Genomic DNA, 17140 nt, shown 5'->3' with positions numbered 1-17140 from the left:
ATGAGTTCAAGCTCGGTATATATGAATAACTAGTTAAAACCAGTATTATTTTTGACTGTTATTGACTACAAAAAACCTTACATTGATACTCTATTCAGTGACGAAAGCTATTAAATATAGTAAAATCAAGCTACATGCAGCTATATCTAACATAAAGTAAAAATAGATTTTAAAGGAATAAAAATGGGTCTTAAGTCTGTTAAAATTAAAAACCTACTTTCATTTGACAGCTTCTTTATTAATGATTTTAAGGATATAAATTGTATCATTGGTAAAAACAACTCAGGAAAATCAAACCTACTTAAATTAATTGATTATTTTTATAAAAAAATGGATGGGGAGCTAGCAGTCCCTCCAAGTTTAAATTCAAATTACTCACCTATTGGCTCTATTACATTAGAGTTTGATCTTACTAGGTTAAAAAAGGTAGTTACCTCAAATAGAAAGAAAAGCATTTATCAAAAGCATGTTTACAATACTTTATTTCTAGGTGAGCCGAATGGTTCTATTATTTTCCCTCCTTTAAATATAAAAGAATTCAAAAACAAATCACCAATAATTGAAATCACATTGTATATAAGAAAAGATGAGTCAATTTACTGGTCAGTTAAAAACAAAGAAATTCTTAAAATAATAAGCAGGATTTACCCTTTTTTTTCAATAGACACTCGAAGAATAGAGCTTTACGACTGGAAGAAACTTTGGTCATTAATTAGTAAGGTTAAGTTTTTAAATACAAAATCTATTAATAAAGAGGATGTAGTCGACTTTTTTAACAAAAAAATCTCTTCAAAAAGCAATTCATATAAAGATTACATAGAAAAAATCGATGAAATTACAGAAAGAAGTGATTACAGCTACCAAGAAAAAGTTCTTAACTATGTTAAAGTTGGCTTAGAGGGGCAAAACTTTAATATTGATGGAATGGGTTTAGAGATGCAATCAGATGGCACAAACTCACATAAATATCTTGAATTATTCCTAAGCTTAATCATATCTTTAACTCGTAGAGAATATATAACACCAACAGTTTTCATAGACGAACCAGAAATTGGCTTACATCCAAAAAGAAATGAAGAACTGATTTATAAACTTCATAACATTTACTTTTCGTATAAAAAAACAAGCAACATTAAAGAAAGCAAAAGGTATTCAACTCCCTACCCGAGAATAATTCTTTCAACCCACTCACCCAACATAATAAAACAATTGATTAAATTATTCGAAGGTGAAGACGAACATCAAATAATCCACTTTTCAAAAGCTAAAACCTCATCAACTAAAGCAACTAAATTAAACACTCATTTTAAAGACAAAAGATTCATTAATATATTTTCTGACAACGAAGCTCGACTTTTTTTTAGTAACTTCATTCTATTTGTAGAAGGTGAAACAGAGCTGGAACTTTTTGGTAACCACAAACTTATGGAGCTTTTTCCTGCGTTAAGACAAGTTGATACATACAAAACAAATAGCGTGATGCTAAATGCGATCAACCCTTCCTCTGCAAATGTGGCCATTCCATATTTAGTTGCTTATGATGCTGATAAAATACTTAAATATGACTTTTCAAAAAATCAATTAACTTTTACAAGAGAGGTTATTGACCTTTATAAACTAGAGAAAAAGTATAGATTCTCTATGTATGGTAGTGAAAAGTTTAAAAAAAGAAAGAATCTTAAATTTTTATTAAGCCATGACAATAAAGAAAAAGATATTAATGAAGATAAAACTGATTATGAAATATTTAAATATCAAGATTTCATAAGAAAGCTGAACTTAAGTACACAAAACACTGTAAAAACTTATTTCTTTTCTACAACAATTGAAGGTTCTTTAATAAATGAAAAAACTATTGAAATTTTCTACAAATGGTTAATAAACGAGTACTTAAATAGTAAAAATGTTGGTGGAAAAGGTGATTTAAACAAAACCATTGAAAGCACTTACCCTAAGCTCGGAATCTATATGAGTATCAAACAAGTTTTCCATGCGATATTCAAAGCCCCCTTATTTAGAGGGCGTTTAACTATTAAAAATAATAGAAGTGCCAAAATTGTTAGAATAAAATATATTCGAGACTTGATATCAAAATTAGACAACTTGGGATTAGAAGAACATGAATTAATCCTAGTTTTTAGACTTGTGTTTAATGGTAAAACTAATCTACTTGAAGGACGAGACAATAAAAACTACGAGCTAATCTCAGATAGACTAACTAATGCTACTCAGCAAATAGCTGATGAACTAAAGCTAACTTTCCCACATGAAATTGGCAAAACGGGTGGTTGGGTTACTAGTTTTTTAAATTTTAGTATCGATTACCTTAAAGATGATACAACTAAAAATAAAAAACTTAGCCTACAAATGGATTTTAAAAATACATTTTCAGAACTATCTGATATTATAAATAAAGTTTCCGCTTCGATAGAGTAGGGACTTATGCTACTACAGGTAAGTGATTGCTTGTCATTCCTAGCCCATTAATGGTTAATCAAGGCTACTTGTCGACTAGGCAGCCTTTTAGCCCACAAAGTGAAAAGATGTTCTTGTATCAAAGCGGAAACAATAACTTATGGACAAAATAGATAAAGATACTTTTTTTTCTGAGCTTCTTGTTGGAGATTACTCCACACTAATTAATCAGGGAGTCCCTCAAACAGATTTCGGTGATGTAACTGAAATCCAATCTGGAAAAAAGTTTTTTTATAAGCTTAAAGAAGATTCAGATTTAAATAAGTGCCTTAAAGTACTGACTACCAGATTCCTTAATAAAATTCCTATCAATAATTCTGCGAAAGCATTTAGATCAAATCAATCCTATTTAAATTTTATAGAGCCCCATAGAAAGAATTATCACTTTATAAGAATAGACATCAAAAACTTCTTTCATTCAATTTCTGAAGATATTTTAAAAGACTGTTTTAGCTCATATTTTGAAAAACAAATCGTGAATACCAAATCACGCAGCTTATTGGTTGATAGCTTTATAAACTTAGTAACACTAAGATTGTCTGAAAACTCTAAGAACGAAGTTTTTTCAAACAAAATAATATTACCTATTGGCTATAAAACATCACCTATCATTTCAAACATAATTTTTAGAAAATTTGACATTTTGATCCAAAGCCTATGCTCAATGCATAACATCGAATATACCAGGTACGCTGATGACTTACTTTTTTCATCCCCTAAACATTCCAACACTATTCACTCAACTTTTTTCTATAATGAAATCAGCTTCATACTCTCGCTAGGAAGATTCAAAATAAATCAAAAAAAGTTATTATCTGCAAAGAAAATATTATCCATAAAGGGCTATACTATTGATGGAACAGAGGATGAAAAACGATTAGGAACTATCCGAATTTCAAATAAAAAAATAAAGATTATAGAGAAGCTACTATATGAATTTGATAAAGGAAGCTCAAATATAAAAATATTAAGGAAAGTTTTCAAAATTAACGTCGAGAAAAAGAAATTCAAATACAAGCCAAAACCTGAATTCATTGATAAGTACGCCAAAGATCAAGTACATAATAAAACCCTCGGTTACAGGTCATATTTAATTTCTTTAATAAAATTCAATCAAGACTATAAATGCATCGATGATAAGTCAATTTTAAAGTATTTAAAATTAGTCAAACGCCTAGAAAAATTAGCGTTAGAAATAAAGTAGCGTTAATGTGTATTAACGCTACTTTAAATTTAATGAAAAGGCAGCTTTTTCCTTAACGCCTTATCTTTGTGCAACGCCTTTGCTCTAATTGCATCATATGGAGGGTGGTGGAGGTGTATAAAAAAGTGTCTAACAGAGTATTCAATCTGAGAAGGACTCATATGAACAGACGTAAACTCATAGGGATCTTTGGTTTCTTCTAATGATAAAAAGCAATCCATTTTATTGACCATATCTTTCCACTCTTTAAGCTTGTCTAATGGATTAGGTTTTACACAATACAATAACAAAGAGCCTTGATCATTATTCAAATCAGCATGGGCATATGAGTCTATTAGTTGAGACATTCCATCTTCAGCCCAACTTTTTCCCTTCCATAGCTTTGCCTCAGCTTTCCATTTATAAATTTCATACTTTGGAGTAACTATTTGAAAAGACAAATCACAGTGTCCACCATCTTGATTATCTCTAGGTAGAGGAACTTTATAAGATGAGCTTAATTGAGATATAAGGTGATCCGATATTTCATCTTCACTTTTTCTCTGGTGATGCTGACGACCTGACTTTAAAGTAGATATTGCAAACCTCAGGTCTTGATATAAGTTATCAATGAACTCCTCATAACTAGAAGGATTTCTTCTTTTTAGATCTTCTTTTGCAGCAGGCGTGAGAAGTTCTTCTAGACTAGGCCCCTGTTTCAATTAGAAAAGCCCCTATTGACTTTGAAATTTGGAAACATTTTAGGCAAAAAGTTTAGATGCTCGTTTCCATCAGGATCAACATAGAGACCTGCTCTAAGACTGTCCGCTATTTCACTTTCATCTACAATAGCTAAAACTTCAGTGTCTGGAATAAAATGATAAGCTACAGTTAAAAATGAACCATACCTTTCTTTAGATAAGGTGATCATAGCTTCCCATATATTTCTATCTTCATTAGAACTAAGGTTAAGTAATTGCCTTAAACCAATAACAGTCACATTATTTAAGTGCTTACCTTCCCCTTCATTAAGGTACTTAAAAATATCAACAACAAAGCGCTCATTTCTTTGATCATCAAAGTTTAAGGACAAGTAATATTTAAGTTCTTTTTCAGATAACATGATTAGCTTAGTGATTTAGTGATTTATCTAAAACAAATAAAAAATCTGAGAACCTAGGACAGTTTGATATATATCCATCAAACAAAAATCCTCCACTAAGAAGCGCTGAAGAATTACTCTTTAAATGTAAATGCAATTTTGCTTTCGCTTCAATAGTACTCTTCTCTGTTTTAAGTTCTAGGATAATTCGCTCCCATGACTTACCAACAGCATAGAAACCAGAAATCAAACCTTCACCATTTTTATGGTATCGATCTTCTCGAAGGCACTTTTCACCAACATTTAATGTTAAATTAACAGGATTATTATCAGTAGTTACTATACCAAGTTTAGTTACATTTCCATCGCCAGCATTATATAACGGTTTGATAAAATCAAATAAATTAACTCGATTACCAAGATCGCAACAACTTAAGTCAGTCAAACGCATTTTTAACCGAAACAGTTCATCTCTTGCTTTTGTTTGCTTAATGTTGTCGGCTGTTCTATCACAAGTGATTGTTAACCTTCTCGAGTTTGGTTCAAAAATGACGGTATGTAAAAATTGATAAGCTTTCTCAATTTTATAGTAGAACTTAGCACCAGAATCAGCTAAAGCATCACCATCTTCATTTAAAAATGTATCCGCTCTCTTAGTTATTGGCACCTTTAAAACTGTTCCAAAAACAATAACTTGGTATTCGGTATTACCGACCTTTTTCACTATTTTATCTAGAACATGTAGCTTATCATCTAATCCACATAAATCCTCATCACTCAAAAGGAATGGGTAAGCTTTAGAAAGAGGATGAGCCGTATTGGGAAGTAAGTTTTCAAAAAACTTTTGATATAAATTTGAATTATGATCATCTAGCTCGAAAATCGTGAATTGACGATCCCCACCAAGAACAGACTCTAAGCGAACATGCTCCATTGCTGTATGTAGCTCTGAACTTTCATTAGAAACAAAATTTTCTAATAGATTCTTTTTTGAAGTCCCTGTAATACCTATAGATCTACCGACTAAGTTTCTCACATGGTTAAAGCCAATTGATTCGCATAATTGAGAATACTTTGTTTCTAATGACGATGAGTAAGACAATATTTAATCCTTTTAACTTTAGCTTTTAGAGCTGCTCTTGATTTTTATAGTTAGCTAATAAAACAGTAATAATAGATTTTTATCGTTAATTTGTGAAGCCAGCTCAAGTCAAATAATACTATTGATTGATTTCAAATGAATTAACCACACCAGCCAATCTTATCAAGCTCGCACTCTTATGAGTGTACTTATCTGTAATCCCGCCATTAGAAAGTTCATGCCCAACGACCTGTTGTAGCAACGCTAAATCAAAAGAGTGATTATTTCGTATGTTACTAATGAACGTATGTCTAAAACTGTGAAAACTACGCATTTCATCTAGTTCGTTAACACTTGGTATATCAAGCTTTGTAATTAAGCGTGCAAACCAGCTGGTTATACTTTCCGCCGACGTGATCTCATACAAGATCCGCTCGTCTGTATTCTCAACATAATCAAGAAAGCCTAATTCAATTAAACGTTTATGGATTGGAATTCTACGCTTGGCATTTTCAGTTTTAAGGCGCTGTGATTCATGTTCATCAGTTACGAGAATATAATCAATAGCACCTTCTCTTCGAATATCAGACTTTCTTAGTTGATAAATTTCTGTTCGTCTTGCACCAGTATACATAGCTAATAAGAGCGACCACTTTTGCCACATACTTTTTGTTTGCATAGCGAATGCTTCAAACTTATTAAGCTCTTCACTATTGAAAGCACCACGTATACGTTGTTTAAATTCGCGTTTGATTGTACAAGGCGAGTGTTGGATATATTCAACAGTATCTCTTTTGGCATAGGAAAATACGCCCTGTAACCATTTGTAGTAACCTTGAACTGTTTTAGGTTGTATGCAGACCTCTGGTGGTACATCGTAGTCTAGGCACTCTTTGAAGCTCATTTTGTTATAAGGTGCGAGGTTTTTTTTGGGTAATTGATAGCAGCGATCAATAAAGCGACCTATATCACTCGCTTTATAAGCCTCGATTGGTTTGTCTTCAACAAGCAAGCACCAAATCTCATAAAAACGAGCATATTCATTTTGTAGGCGCTCAGACAAGCCTTCTTTAATTTTGAATTCTAAAAACTCTTGGTGCACCTTGGAAAATAACGGGCCTGAAGGTTCACTTTTTGGAACTGGATTAGTGTTATTTCCTACACTGAATTTAGGCGTAATCAATGATTCAAATACTTGCTGGCTTTCTTGGTCTTTTAACAAGCATGAAGCTAAGAATTTCGTTTGCAGATTCCGTGAGTTTTCCAACAAACTCTTAAACTTAATAAACTCAAGCGAATTTGTGTCAAACTGAACATCATGCTTTTTTAGCACTTCAATAGCATCCTGATCTTCAGCACTGAAATCATCAACTTCAAAATCATCAAAGAAATCAAAATCTGGTTCACTCTCGTCAGGAATAGGCATACTAACTAAAGAAAGTACATCAACCATTTTCGCGAACTGGCGAATACTTTTTTGTACTTGTGTATTTGCACAAATTTGTTGGTTACTAACGCCTGAGTTTTTTAGTGACATATATTGAGTTACTAAAACAAAAATATTTAACACTTCAAAGTCATTACTGTTTAATGCATCGATTAGTAATTCATCAGAACTACCATCAGCAATAGCTAACATGATTTCTGCGGCAATTCTTAAATGTTCAGGTGAGTGGTTATGGATTCCTTTTGTCTTAAAGCCACTAATAGCATGGACTTTAGAAGAATAACCTTGCTGTTCTTCTGCAATTATTTTTTTACTAAGTTTAAAGGTTAGGGCTTGCTTCATATCGTCCGTAATACTTTTTGCTTTAAATACTAGTTGTTTAGTATCTATATCGTTACGAGAACTAGCAAGTTCTTTGAGTCTATTTACATGTGGGGATATTAAATCTAATCGCTGAAGTGCGCATTGGAGGTTTTTAGTTTTGAGTGAGATTCGTATATCGGAGCCGATAAACTTACAAGGAAAGACATAGCGAAAATAAAAACGTTCGTTACGTAAGATGAGGTTTTCAGGGAGTTTTATGTGTCTCATTTCGTTACCTAGGTTAGATAACGTATTGCATCAAATGGCACACTATTTGGCACAGTTTTAATTTTTTGTGCCATGAAATTAGTGGTTCAAGCGTAAGCACCTGATAGTTCAAATGCTTACGCTTGAATTTGAGTCAGCCAATAAGCCGGGTTCTGTCGTGGATAATCATTCGTCTAGGCCATAAATCGCTCTATGGCTCAAGCAACCTACCCGGTTCCAACGTGGGCCACGCCATAAGGAACCCTATTTGGTCTTGCTCCGGGTGGAGTTTACCTTGCAACCAACTGTTACCAGTGGCCCGGTGCGCTCTTACCGCACCCTTTCACCCTTACCAACCGAAGTTGGCGGTCTCCTCTCTGCTGCACTTGTCGTAGGCTCGCGCCCCCCAGCCGTTAGCTGGCACCCTGCCCTGTGGAGCCCGGACTTTCCTCCCCCTGCGCATTTTCGTTGCAGGCAGCGATTATCTCGGCTGACTCGGCGCGCAGTATACCTGAGCGCGCACGTCTATGCAGTAAAGAATTAGTCTTTTTCGTCAATAATTGCTTTATAAAGTGCGTTTTTCTTCAAACCAAAATACTCAGCCACAACACCACAGGCTTTTTTCAGTGGCATTTCGGCTTCGAGTAAACCGAGCATGCGGCGCGCATCTTCTGGAATGTCGTCACTTTGCTTTGCCTTGCCCGGTAACATCAATACGATTTCACCGCGCTGCTTAGTTGGATCATCCGTTAAAAACTGTTTTAACTCGGCAACCGTGCCATTGAAAAAAGTTTCGAAGGTTTTGGTAAGCTCTTTAGCAAATACCACTGGCTGCTCTGCACCGAGCGCTGCTTCTAAATCATCAAGGCTCGCCATAATGCGGTGGGTACTTTCATACATGATGCTAGTAATACCTGAGTTAACCGCTTCGATAAAAAAGCTCTGCCTTGCTTTACTCTTTGCAGGTGTAAAACCAATAAACTGAAAACGGTCTGTCGGTAAACCAGAACTACATACAGCGGTAATTGCAGCACATGCTCCCGGTACTGGCGTAACATGCGCGCCTTGTTCACGGCATAAATTGACCACCGCATAACCTGGATCGCTAATCAGTGGCGTGCCGGCATCAGATACCAGCGCAATATTCATTCCTTGCTCTAGCCAGTCGACAATTTGTTGCGCTTTTTGTTTCTCGTTGTGGTCATGTAAAGCAAAGGTTTTTGCTTTGATATTAAAGTGGCTTAACAACTTTCCTGTGTGACGAGTATCTTCAGCGGCTATTAAGTCAACCTCAGATAGGGTTTGGATGGCACGCTGGCTGATGTCATCAAAGTTACCAATAGGCGTGGCAACAATGTAAAGAGTGCCGATTTTATCTGAATTGTCCTCATTTAACATTGAGGTCTCCTGCGTCAGTCAGTAATATAAGCAAATCGCGTTAACGTATTGGGAAATCATTGTGCGACTTAAACTTGTTAGTCTATTAATTGTATTGTCGGGGTTATCGGCTTGTAGCACAACCGAAAAACAACTAAATACTGCAGAAAATCAGTCAGGCCAAGCTGAGCTTGGACTATCACAACTAACCGACGCACAATCAATGTATCAAACGGCACTGCTCCGCCAAGGTGCCGATAAAATCCAACTTCTTTATACTGCTCGCGATGCTGCAATTAACGAAGAGCGCTGGGAACTGCTAGAAAAGATCTGCCTTGAACTTGAAAGCACGCCAAGTGTCGATCAAATTCAAAACAAACTTTATATCGCCCTTGCCCTAGAGCAACAAGGTAAGAGCGACTTAGCGCTAGCACAACTACAACAGCTTGAGCCTCAGTTAACACAGCCTGAGCATCAAGCATGGCACAAATACTTAACAGCACGGGTATATGCTTCTCAAGGTATGCCTAAACTAGCTATGCCATTTTACTTTGCAGCATCAACATTAAGCAGTGAAAACAATTTTACTGTCGCTAATTTAAATAAAGATTTGTGGCAAAGCCTTACTCAGCTTTCATCCTATGCTCTTGAGCGCTTTAACCGAGGTTCTGTTGTACAACAAGGTTGGGTTAACTTAGCGCTTTATCATCAAGTTTATTTAGGTGCACCGGTAGAACTTCATCAAGCAATGAATAACTGGTTACGCCGTTACCCTGGCCACCCTGCGGCAGAAGTTTTGCCAAAAAAGGTCACTGAGCTTGTACAAATCGAACCATTAGAAGTAAATCGTTTAGTGGTACTTATTCCGCAATCGGGTGCCAATGAACGTTTGGGCGACGCCTTAAAAGCAGGCGTGCTTGCGGCACTTGATAACAGAGCAATAACAGAAACCCTATTTATTGATGAATCATTACCGGCAGAAGAGATAGCACTTAAGTTAAGCGAGTTTAAAGCTGACTTTGTTATTGGCCCATTGCTTAAAAGTAATATTGAAAAATTGAATACGGCACAAACGCTGGTTGATTACCCGGTGATGCACTTAAACAGCTTTGATGGCGAACGGATCTCACAGCAGCACTTTTTCTTTGCTCTTAACCCTGAACATGAAGTTCAACAAGCTTTAGAACGCTTTTTAACTGCGGGCTACCAAAAGCCCATGTTACTTGCACCTAATAATAATAATGGTCAGCGCTTGGTTGAATACTTTAACACTCAATGGCAGCGTTACAGCGAAGTAAAACCGCAAATTGGCTTTTACTCTGATAAAGCAGATATGCCTAAAACAATTACCGGCTTGCTTGAGGTAGACCAAAGTAAAGAGCGCATTAATGTTGTTAAATCGTTATTTAAGCAAGAAGTTGAAAGTGAAACCCGTTCTCGTAGCGATATAGATGTAATTTATATTTTAGGTGATGCCACCGAAACACGTTTAATTAAACCCTATTTAGACGTTAACGTAAGTACTTTTGCTGACCGCATTCCGCTTTACGCCAGCTCAAAAAGTCACAGTAAACAAATTGATAGAACCGATAAAGGCGATTTAGATGGCCTTTATTTTACTGAGCTTCCTTGGATGCTCGAAGGTCAAATTCAACAACATAATTTGCGCCAACAATATGATAGCTTGTGGCCTGAACATGCAGACATCAACCAGCGCCTTTTTGCTATGGCGTTCGATGCAACCAGTATGCTGGGTGAAGTAAAACAACTTAGTATGGTACAAGGCAAACGCTTTACAGGAATCAGCGGCGACCTTAGCATTGCCAGTAATGGCTATGTAACCCGTAGCCTAGATTGGGCTCAATACAAAAATAAGCAAATAATTGCTGTTGATTTACCAACAGAACAACCTATTCCTTTATTTATGCAATCAGCATCGAGGTATAACTCAGCTGATTAAATTAACGCATGCTCAAGGATGAAGCTATGTCGTGGTTTAAGCAATTGTGGCAAAATAGCCGCGAAAAAGGCCTGTATTATGAAAAGCAGGCCGAACAGTATTTAATACAGCATGGATTAGTTGCTATTGAGCGTAACTATCTGTGTAAGTATGGTGAGCTTGATCTCATTATGCGTGATGGACAAACTTTAGTGTTTGTTGAAGTGAAGTTTAGAAAAAACACCCTTCGAGGGGGTGCTAACGTTGCACTCAGCAAACAAAAGCAGCAACGATTAAGGCGAACAATTGCCCATTATCTTGCAGAGAAAAAAATATCAAACCAGGCTATGCGATTAGATTATCTGGCCATTACCGGCGAGACTAACAGTGCAATCAACTGGTTTAAAAATGTTTACTAACGCTTATGGCGTCAGCTTAATTGGTAGGTTATGCAAGAAACAATAAAAAAGATCTTTACCGAAAATATTCAAGTTCAAATTGCCGCAGGTGAAGTACTGCCAAGCGCCCTCGAATCAGCCGCATTTACCATTGCGCAAAGTCTAATTAATGGTAATAAATTGCTTTGTTGCGGCACGCCAAGCTGCCACATGCTGGCTCAACATATGGCTGGGCTATTAATTAACTTTTATGAAACTGAGCGTCCATGCCTACCAGCTGTTGCGCTCGCTCAAGAACAGGTTAATTTAGGCTCGACAAACCAAACAGATGAGCACGAAACCTTTGCAAGGCAAATTCGTGCGTTTGCCCAGCAAGGTGACCTGCTTTTAGCTATCGCGATTAATGGCAATGAAAAACACATTATTTCTGCGGTTGAGGCGGCACTTACTCGCGATATGAAAGTCATAGTATTAGTCGGTGATGACGGCGGTGAATTAGTTGGATTATTGGGCCCCAATGATGTTGAAATTCGCGTGCCATCAAAGCGCCCTAGTCGTATTGTTGAATCACATTTAGTGAACTTACACTGTTTAAGTGAGCTTATTGATTTAACCTTATTCCCACAGGAAGAAAATTAATGTTAAAACAGTCTCTACTTGTAATTAGTACCGTATTATTACTACAAGGGTGTGCTGCAGCAGTTGTTGCAGGCACTGCAGGCGCAGTCACAGCAGCAAATGATCGTCGCACAATTGGCTCACAAATTGACGATAACAACATCGAAATTAAAAGTTCAATCGCTATCAGTGAAATTGAACGTTTACACAAATTTGCTAACGTGAACGTTATTAGCGTTAACGGTATTGTATTAATGATTGGTCAAGTGCCTAACCAAGAAATGAAAGAGCAAGCACAACGTGCAATTGAAGGCGTTGATGGTATTCGTAAAATTCATAACCAAATTCGCATCAGCTCTAATATTGGTATGAGCACACAAACACACGATTCATGGTTAACCTCAAAAGTGAAAACCCAATTACTCACCACTGAGAATATCAGCAGTAACAACATTAAAGTCATAACAGAGAATGGAGAGGTGTTCTTAATGGGCTTAGTGAGTGATACAGAAGCCAACTTAGCGGTTGATGTGGCACGAAACGTATCAGGTGTTGAGCGTGTAATTAAAGTGTTTGAATATCTATAATACGAACTGTAAGTTGATAATAAAAAACCCGCTTTATAAGCGGGTTTTTCGATTTTAATAAGGCTATTTGATCACTCGTAAGTGAGCACCTTTTTTCTTCTCTGGTTTAGTTGGTGGCTCATCATCTGGCGTTACATCGTCAGGCGTGTCTACACTTTCTAATACCGGAGCAAAATCGTCTTCGTCCTCGATGAATTCTTCTGCAGTAAATACAGTCCCTTCACCATTCTCACGTGCATAAATTGCGAGCACAGCACCCATAGGTACATACACTTGCATAGGTTGACCACCAAACCGAGCATTAAAGCTCAGTTGTTGGTTATCCATAGCAAATTGCGTGACCGCTGATGGGCTGATGTTTAAAACGATCTGGCCGTCTTGAACAAACTGTGTTGGTACTTGTACAGCAGGAAAATCAGCATTCACCACTAAGTGTGGTGTACATTGATTATCAACAATCCAATCAAAGAAAGCGCGTAGTAAATAAGGACGATTAGGCGTCATTATAAACGGATCTCACGCTCTGCTTCAGTTAATGAAGCTTGGAATGATTCACGCTCAAATAAACGCAGCATGTATTCTTTAAGCTCTTTAGCACCAGCACCATTAAGTTCAATGCCAAGCTCAGGTAAACGCCATAATAACGGCGCTAAGTAACAATCAACTAAGCTGAACTCTTCGCTCATAAAGTAAGGAGCTTCAGAGAAGATAGGTGCGATTGCAAGTAACGCTTCAGTAAGCTCTTTGCGTGCTTGTGCTGCTTCGCTGCTACCGCTAGTGATCTTATTCGCTAGACTATACCAATCCGTATCAATACGGTGCATCATCAGACGACTACGGCCACGCATAACCGGATATACTGGCATTAGTGGAGGATGAGGAAAACGTTCATCAAGGTATTCCATGATGATGTTTGCCTGATATAAACCAAGCTCACGATCGATCAGTGTTGGTACTGTACCGTAAGGGTTAATTTCATGAAGTGCCTCTGGCAGGTTATCCTTTTCAGCCAGGTGAATGTCAACACTTACACCTTTTTCAGCAAGTACAATACGTACTTGGTGGCTATACATACAGTTAGCACCAGAAAACAGGGTCATTACAGGGCGCTTATTGGCAGCTACGGCCATGCCTACCTCCATTATATTACAAAAACAGCAATAGGGGCTTAAGCCCCTATCACAAAATTACCTTTCAAAACGTCCAGAATTAGTGAACATCTCTCCAGTATTCTTTCTTCAGCATGAATGCCAAGATAAATAGAATCACTAAGAAACCAATTACCTTAAGACCTAACGCTTCTGACTCTAAACGTGACGGCTCGCCAACGTAAGCTAAGAAGTTAGTTAAATCACGAGCAGCTTGGTCATACTCGTCAACACTCATTTCACCTGAACCATCTGTTTCAGTGCCAACAACTTTAGTCACAGTGTGACCGTGTTCTTCCACTTCTTCAGTGATTGGTGTTGGTAAGCCTTGTAGTTCTTGAAGAACGTGCGGCATACCTACCGATGGGAAAACAACGTTGTTTACGCCAAACGGACGAGATTCATCTTTGTAGAATGACTTCAGGTAAGTGTAGATCCAGTCAGTACCACGAACTCGCGCTACAAGCGTAAGATCTGGTGGCGCTGCGCCAAACCATTTAGCTGCGTCATCTTTATCAATCGCGTTTTTGATGTGGCTACCTACTTTTGAGCCATCAAAAATCAGTTGCTCTTGACCAATCTCAGTAGGAATACCGATGTCGCGGAACGTACGCTCATAACGTTGATACTGCATTTGGTGACAACCAAGACAGTAGTTCATGAACAATTTAGCACCGCGCTGTAAAGACGCATTGTCTTTAAGGTCAATGTTGGCATCCATTAAAGGAACCGAAGGACCCGCTGCCATTGTCAACGATGGCAACAATGCGAATAAACCGATAATTAGCTTTTTCATCATTTCGTCAACCTCGTTGGTAATGGCTTAGTTTTCTCATTCTTACTGTAAACAAATAACAATACGAAGAACATGAAGTATGTCACAGTCGTGATTTGTGATAACAGCGTTTTGAAATCAGTTTGTGGAGTTGCACCAACCCAACCTAAGATAACGAACGTTACCACGAATTGAGCAATGTTTAACTTGTGTAAGCCACAACGATAACGAATAGAACGAACCGAACCACGGTCAATCCAAGGTAGTAACGCAAGCACTACGATAGATGCACCCATCGCGATAACACCGATTAGTTTATCTGGGATAGCGCGCAGAATCGCATAGAATGGCGTGAAGTACCAAACAGGGAAAATGTGCTCAGGTGTTTTCAGTGGGTTAGCTGCTTCGAAGTTTGGCGCTTCTAAGAAGAAACCATTCATCGCAGGCATAAAGAATACAACCCAACAGAATAATATTAAGAAACCAACCACACCCACAATATCTTTCACTGTGTAGTAAGGGTGGAACGGGATTGCATCAACAATGTCTTTCTTGTTGGTGTAATACTCGTGGAATTTAAATTTAGGCTTGTCTTCTTCAGCTACAGTGCCTTTCTTACGTTTGATTTCAACACCGTCTGGGTTGTTTGAACCCACTTCGTGTAGTGCAACAATGTGTAAGAATACTAAGATAACGATAACTAAAGGTAGTGCAATTACGTGTAGTGCAAAGAAGCGGTTAAGCGTTGCACCTGAAATTACGTAGTCACCACGGATCCAAAGCGTTAAGTCATCACCAATTACCGGAATCGCACCGAATAGTGAAATGATTACCTGTGCACCCCAGAAAGACATTTGTCCCCAAGGCAATAAGTAACCCATGAAAGCTTCAGCCATAAGCGCTAAGAAGATGAACATACCGAATAACCACAGAAGTTCACGTGGTTTTTGGTAAGAACCGTAGATCATGCCACGGAACATGTGCAGATATACAACGATAAAGAACGCTGATGCACCTGTTGAGTGAAGGTAACGTAGTAACCAACCGTATTCAACATCACGCATGATGTATTCTACCGATGCGAAAGCACCTTCAGCAGACGGTACGAAGTTCATTGTTAACCAGATACCAGTTACGATTTGGTTAACAAGTACTAACATGGCTAGAGAGCCAAAGAAGTACCAGAAGTTAAAGTTTTTTGGTGCTGGATACTGTGCAATGTGCATGTTCCAAACACGTGTCATTGGAATACGATCGTCGATCCAACCAATAATTTTACCAAACATTACGCCACTCCTTTTTCTTCACCGACTAAAATAGTCGTGTCATCAAGGAAGGTATACGGAGGGATTTCTAGATTTAATGGTGCAGGTACAGATTGGAATACACGACCCGCCATATCAAATTTAGAACCGTGACACGGACAGAAGAAACCGTCGTCTGTGCCCTCTACTTTTTCACCAAAGCCACCTTGTAGGAAGCTAGGAGAACAACCTAAGTGCGTACAAATACCAACAGCAACGAAGATCTCAGGACGTTGAGAACGGTATTCGTTTGTTGATGATTCAGGTTGTTGAGGCTCTTCAGATGCAGGATCACGAAGTTGACCTTCATGTTCTTTCATCTGTTCAAGCATTCTTGGTGTACGATTAATAACCCAAACAGGTTTTCCTCGCCACTCAACACGTATTAATTGTCCTGGCTCAAGCTTGCTGATATCTACTTCTACAGGCGCACCCGCAGATTTAGCTCGCTCACTTGGATTCCAAGACGCAATAAAAGGAACAGCAGCCCCAGCCGCACCAACACCACCAACAACAGAGGTAGCTATGGTTAAAAAGCGACGTCGGCCATTGTCTACAGGCGCATTGCTCATCCACTTATCTCCACTATGATTCCCAACACTTGCCATATTGAGAACATCAGTTACAGCAGGTTAATTTTTAGAAATTTTAAAATAGACGCGATCATAATTAAAAGCCTTGATTAAAACAAGGTTATTCACAGTCCCATGCTCGAATAAACCCATTTTAATAGTTGATTAATTAGGGCCAGCTCGAGCATGAAGCCGCTGGTTATGATAACGCATATAAAAAAACAATATACTGACCAAGATCAACCTCACTAAGAGGAAACAGAATTCTGTATTAGCTGTTGTTGAACTCACTCACATTACTTGCCCTCCAATTGTAGCAAAAAAATTCATCAATTAACTGATGGATTTAAGCTAATTTCGCTAAATCGTGAAGTTTTTTTACTGTAATACGCAGTAATTACTATCAGCGGTTAAATATCGAACGAAAAAAGGTAGGGTTTTTACTATCAGCTATCAGTCGTCAGCGTTCTGATCTGTGATCTGACCCCGATATAACCTGAGAAATGGATGTAAAACATCAAAAACTGAGCCCCCTCTCGATCTGCTAAAAACTGACGTCTGAAA

16 protein-coding genes and 1 other RNA gene are annotated in these 17140 nt (G+C 37.7%); 6 read left to right on the top strand and 11 right to left on the bottom strand.

Annotated features, from left to right (window positions below):
• Window positions 1–183: 183 nt before the first annotated feature.
• Together L1264_RS03460 and L1264_RS03455 are read left to right on the top strand one after the other, a co-directional pair.
• The gene (locus tag L1264_RS03460) at window positions 184–2436 is read left to right on the top strand and encodes a retron Eco8 family effector endonuclease (protein WP_235403641.1); all 2253 of its coding nucleotides are present in this window, start codon (window positions 184–186) and stop codon (window positions 2434–2436) included.
• Between the two features lie 139 nt (window positions 2437–2575).
• Window positions 2576–3679: a reverse transcriptase family protein gene (locus tag L1264_RS03455; RefSeq protein ID WP_235403640.1), complete on the top strand. Its 1104-nt coding sequence runs from the start codon at window positions 2576–2578 to the stop codon at window positions 3677–3679.
• 29 nt (window positions 3680–3708) lie between these two features.
• Here the strand turns inward: L1264_RS03455 and L1264_RS03450 are convergent, their stop codons facing one another.
• The 6 genes from L1264_RS03450 to rsmI form a co-directional block, all read right to left on the bottom strand.
• On the bottom strand, window positions 3709–4380 hold the full coding sequence (locus L1264_RS03450; RefSeq protein ID WP_235403639.1) for a hypothetical protein: 672 nt from the start codon (window positions 4378–4380) through the stop codon (window positions 3709–3711).
• Window positions 4377–4781: a hypothetical protein gene (locus L1264_RS03445; RefSeq protein WP_235403638.1), complete on the bottom strand. Its 405-nt coding sequence runs from the start codon at window positions 4779–4781 to the stop codon at window positions 4377–4379. The genes L1264_RS03450 and L1264_RS03445 overlap by 4 nt, the downstream gene beginning before the upstream one ends.
• Window positions 4782–4788: 7 nt before the next feature.
• A complete protein-coding gene (locus L1264_RS03440; RefSeq protein WP_235403637.1) occupies window positions 4789–5862 on the bottom strand; it encodes a hypothetical protein in 1074 nt (357 codons plus the stop codon).
• A 118-nt stretch (window positions 5863–5980) separates the two neighbouring features.
• Window positions 5981–7879, bottom strand: coding sequence for a DUF3258 domain-containing protein (locus L1264_RS03435; RefSeq protein ID WP_235403636.1), 1899 nt, complete (start codon window positions 7877–7879; stop codon window positions 5981–5983).
• Window positions 7880–8004: 125 nt separating this feature from the next.
• Window positions 8005–8356, bottom strand: an RNA gene (gene rnpB, locus L1264_RS03430) — RNase P RNA component class A.
• Window positions 8357–8398: 42 nt separating this feature from the next.
• Window positions 8399–9256: a 16S rRNA (cytidine(1402)-2'-O)-methyltransferase gene (rsmI, locus tag L1264_RS03425; RefSeq protein ID WP_199526663.1), complete on the bottom strand. Its 858-nt coding sequence runs from the start codon at window positions 9254–9256 to the stop codon at window positions 8399–8401.
• A gap of 61 nt (window positions 9257–9317) precedes the next feature.
• Between rsmI and L1264_RS03420 the strand changes: the two genes are divergently transcribed.
• The 4 genes from L1264_RS03420 to dolP are packed head-to-tail and all read left to right on the top strand — an operon-like array spanning window position 9318 to window position 12777.
• Complete coding sequence (locus L1264_RS03420) at window positions 9318–11195, top strand: penicillin-binding protein activator (protein ID WP_199526664.1); 1878 nt, start codon at window positions 9318–9320, stop codon at window positions 11193–11195.
• Window positions 11196–11221: 26 nt separating this feature from the next.
• The gene (locus tag L1264_RS03415; protein ID WP_135923452.1) at window positions 11222–11593 is read left to right on the top strand and encodes a YraN family protein; all 372 of its coding nucleotides are present in this window, start codon (window positions 11222–11224) and stop codon (window positions 11591–11593) included.
• A gap of 30 nt (window positions 11594–11623) precedes the next feature.
• Window positions 11624–12211 carry an SIS domain-containing protein gene (locus L1264_RS03410; RefSeq protein WP_135923451.1) on the top strand — a complete coding sequence of 196 codons (588 nt, stop codon included), beginning with the start codon at window positions 11624–11626 and terminating at the stop codon, window positions 12209–12211.
• Complete coding sequence (dolP, locus tag L1264_RS03405) at window positions 12211–12777, top strand: division/outer membrane stress-associated lipid-binding lipoprotein (protein WP_135923450.1); 567 nt, start codon at window positions 12211–12213, stop codon at window positions 12775–12777. The genes L1264_RS03410 and dolP overlap by 1 nt, the downstream gene beginning before the upstream one ends.
• Window positions 12778–12840: 63 nt before the next feature.
• On the opposite strand, the gene L1264_RS03400 is transcribed toward dolP, so the two are convergent.
• From L1264_RS03400 to petA, 5 genes are all read right to left on the bottom strand, one after another.
• On the bottom strand, window positions 12841–13281 hold the full coding sequence (locus tag L1264_RS03400) for a ClpXP protease specificity-enhancing factor (RefSeq protein ID WP_135923449.1): 441 nt from the start codon (window positions 13279–13281) through the stop codon (window positions 12841–12843).
• On the bottom strand, window positions 13281–13907 hold the full coding sequence (gene sspA, locus L1264_RS03395) for a stringent starvation protein SspA (protein WP_054554181.1): 627 nt from the start codon (window positions 13905–13907) through the stop codon (window positions 13281–13283). The genes L1264_RS03400 and sspA overlap by 1 nt, the downstream gene beginning before the upstream one ends.
• A gap of 79 nt (window positions 13908–13986) precedes the next feature.
• Window positions 13987–14724 (bottom strand): cytochrome c1, encoded by a 738-nt coding sequence (locus tag L1264_RS03390; protein ID WP_135923448.1) that lies wholly within the window; start codon window positions 14722–14724, stop codon window positions 13987–13989.
• Window positions 14721–15986 (bottom strand): cytochrome b, encoded by a 1266-nt coding sequence (locus tag L1264_RS03385; RefSeq protein WP_135923447.1) that lies wholly within the window; start codon window positions 15984–15986, stop codon window positions 14721–14723. The genes L1264_RS03390 and L1264_RS03385 overlap by 4 nt, the downstream gene beginning before the upstream one ends.
• Window positions 15986–16576, bottom strand: coding sequence for a ubiquinol-cytochrome c reductase iron-sulfur subunit (gene petA, locus L1264_RS03380; RefSeq protein WP_054554178.1), 591 nt, complete (start codon window positions 16574–16576; stop codon window positions 15986–15988). Before petA ends, L1264_RS03385 begins: the two co-directional genes overlap by 1 nt.
• Between the last annotated feature and the right edge of the window lie 564 nt (window positions 16577–17140).

The sequence above is a fragment of the Pseudoalteromonas sp. APAL1 genome (assembly GCF_021532475.1).
GTDB classification, from domain to species: domain Bacteria; phylum Pseudomonadota; class Gammaproteobacteria; order Enterobacterales; family Alteromonadaceae; genus Pseudoalteromonas; species Pseudoalteromonas lipolytica_C.
Note: the sequence above shows the minus strand (reverse complement) of the source record. Positions and strands in the feature narration are given on the sequence as shown.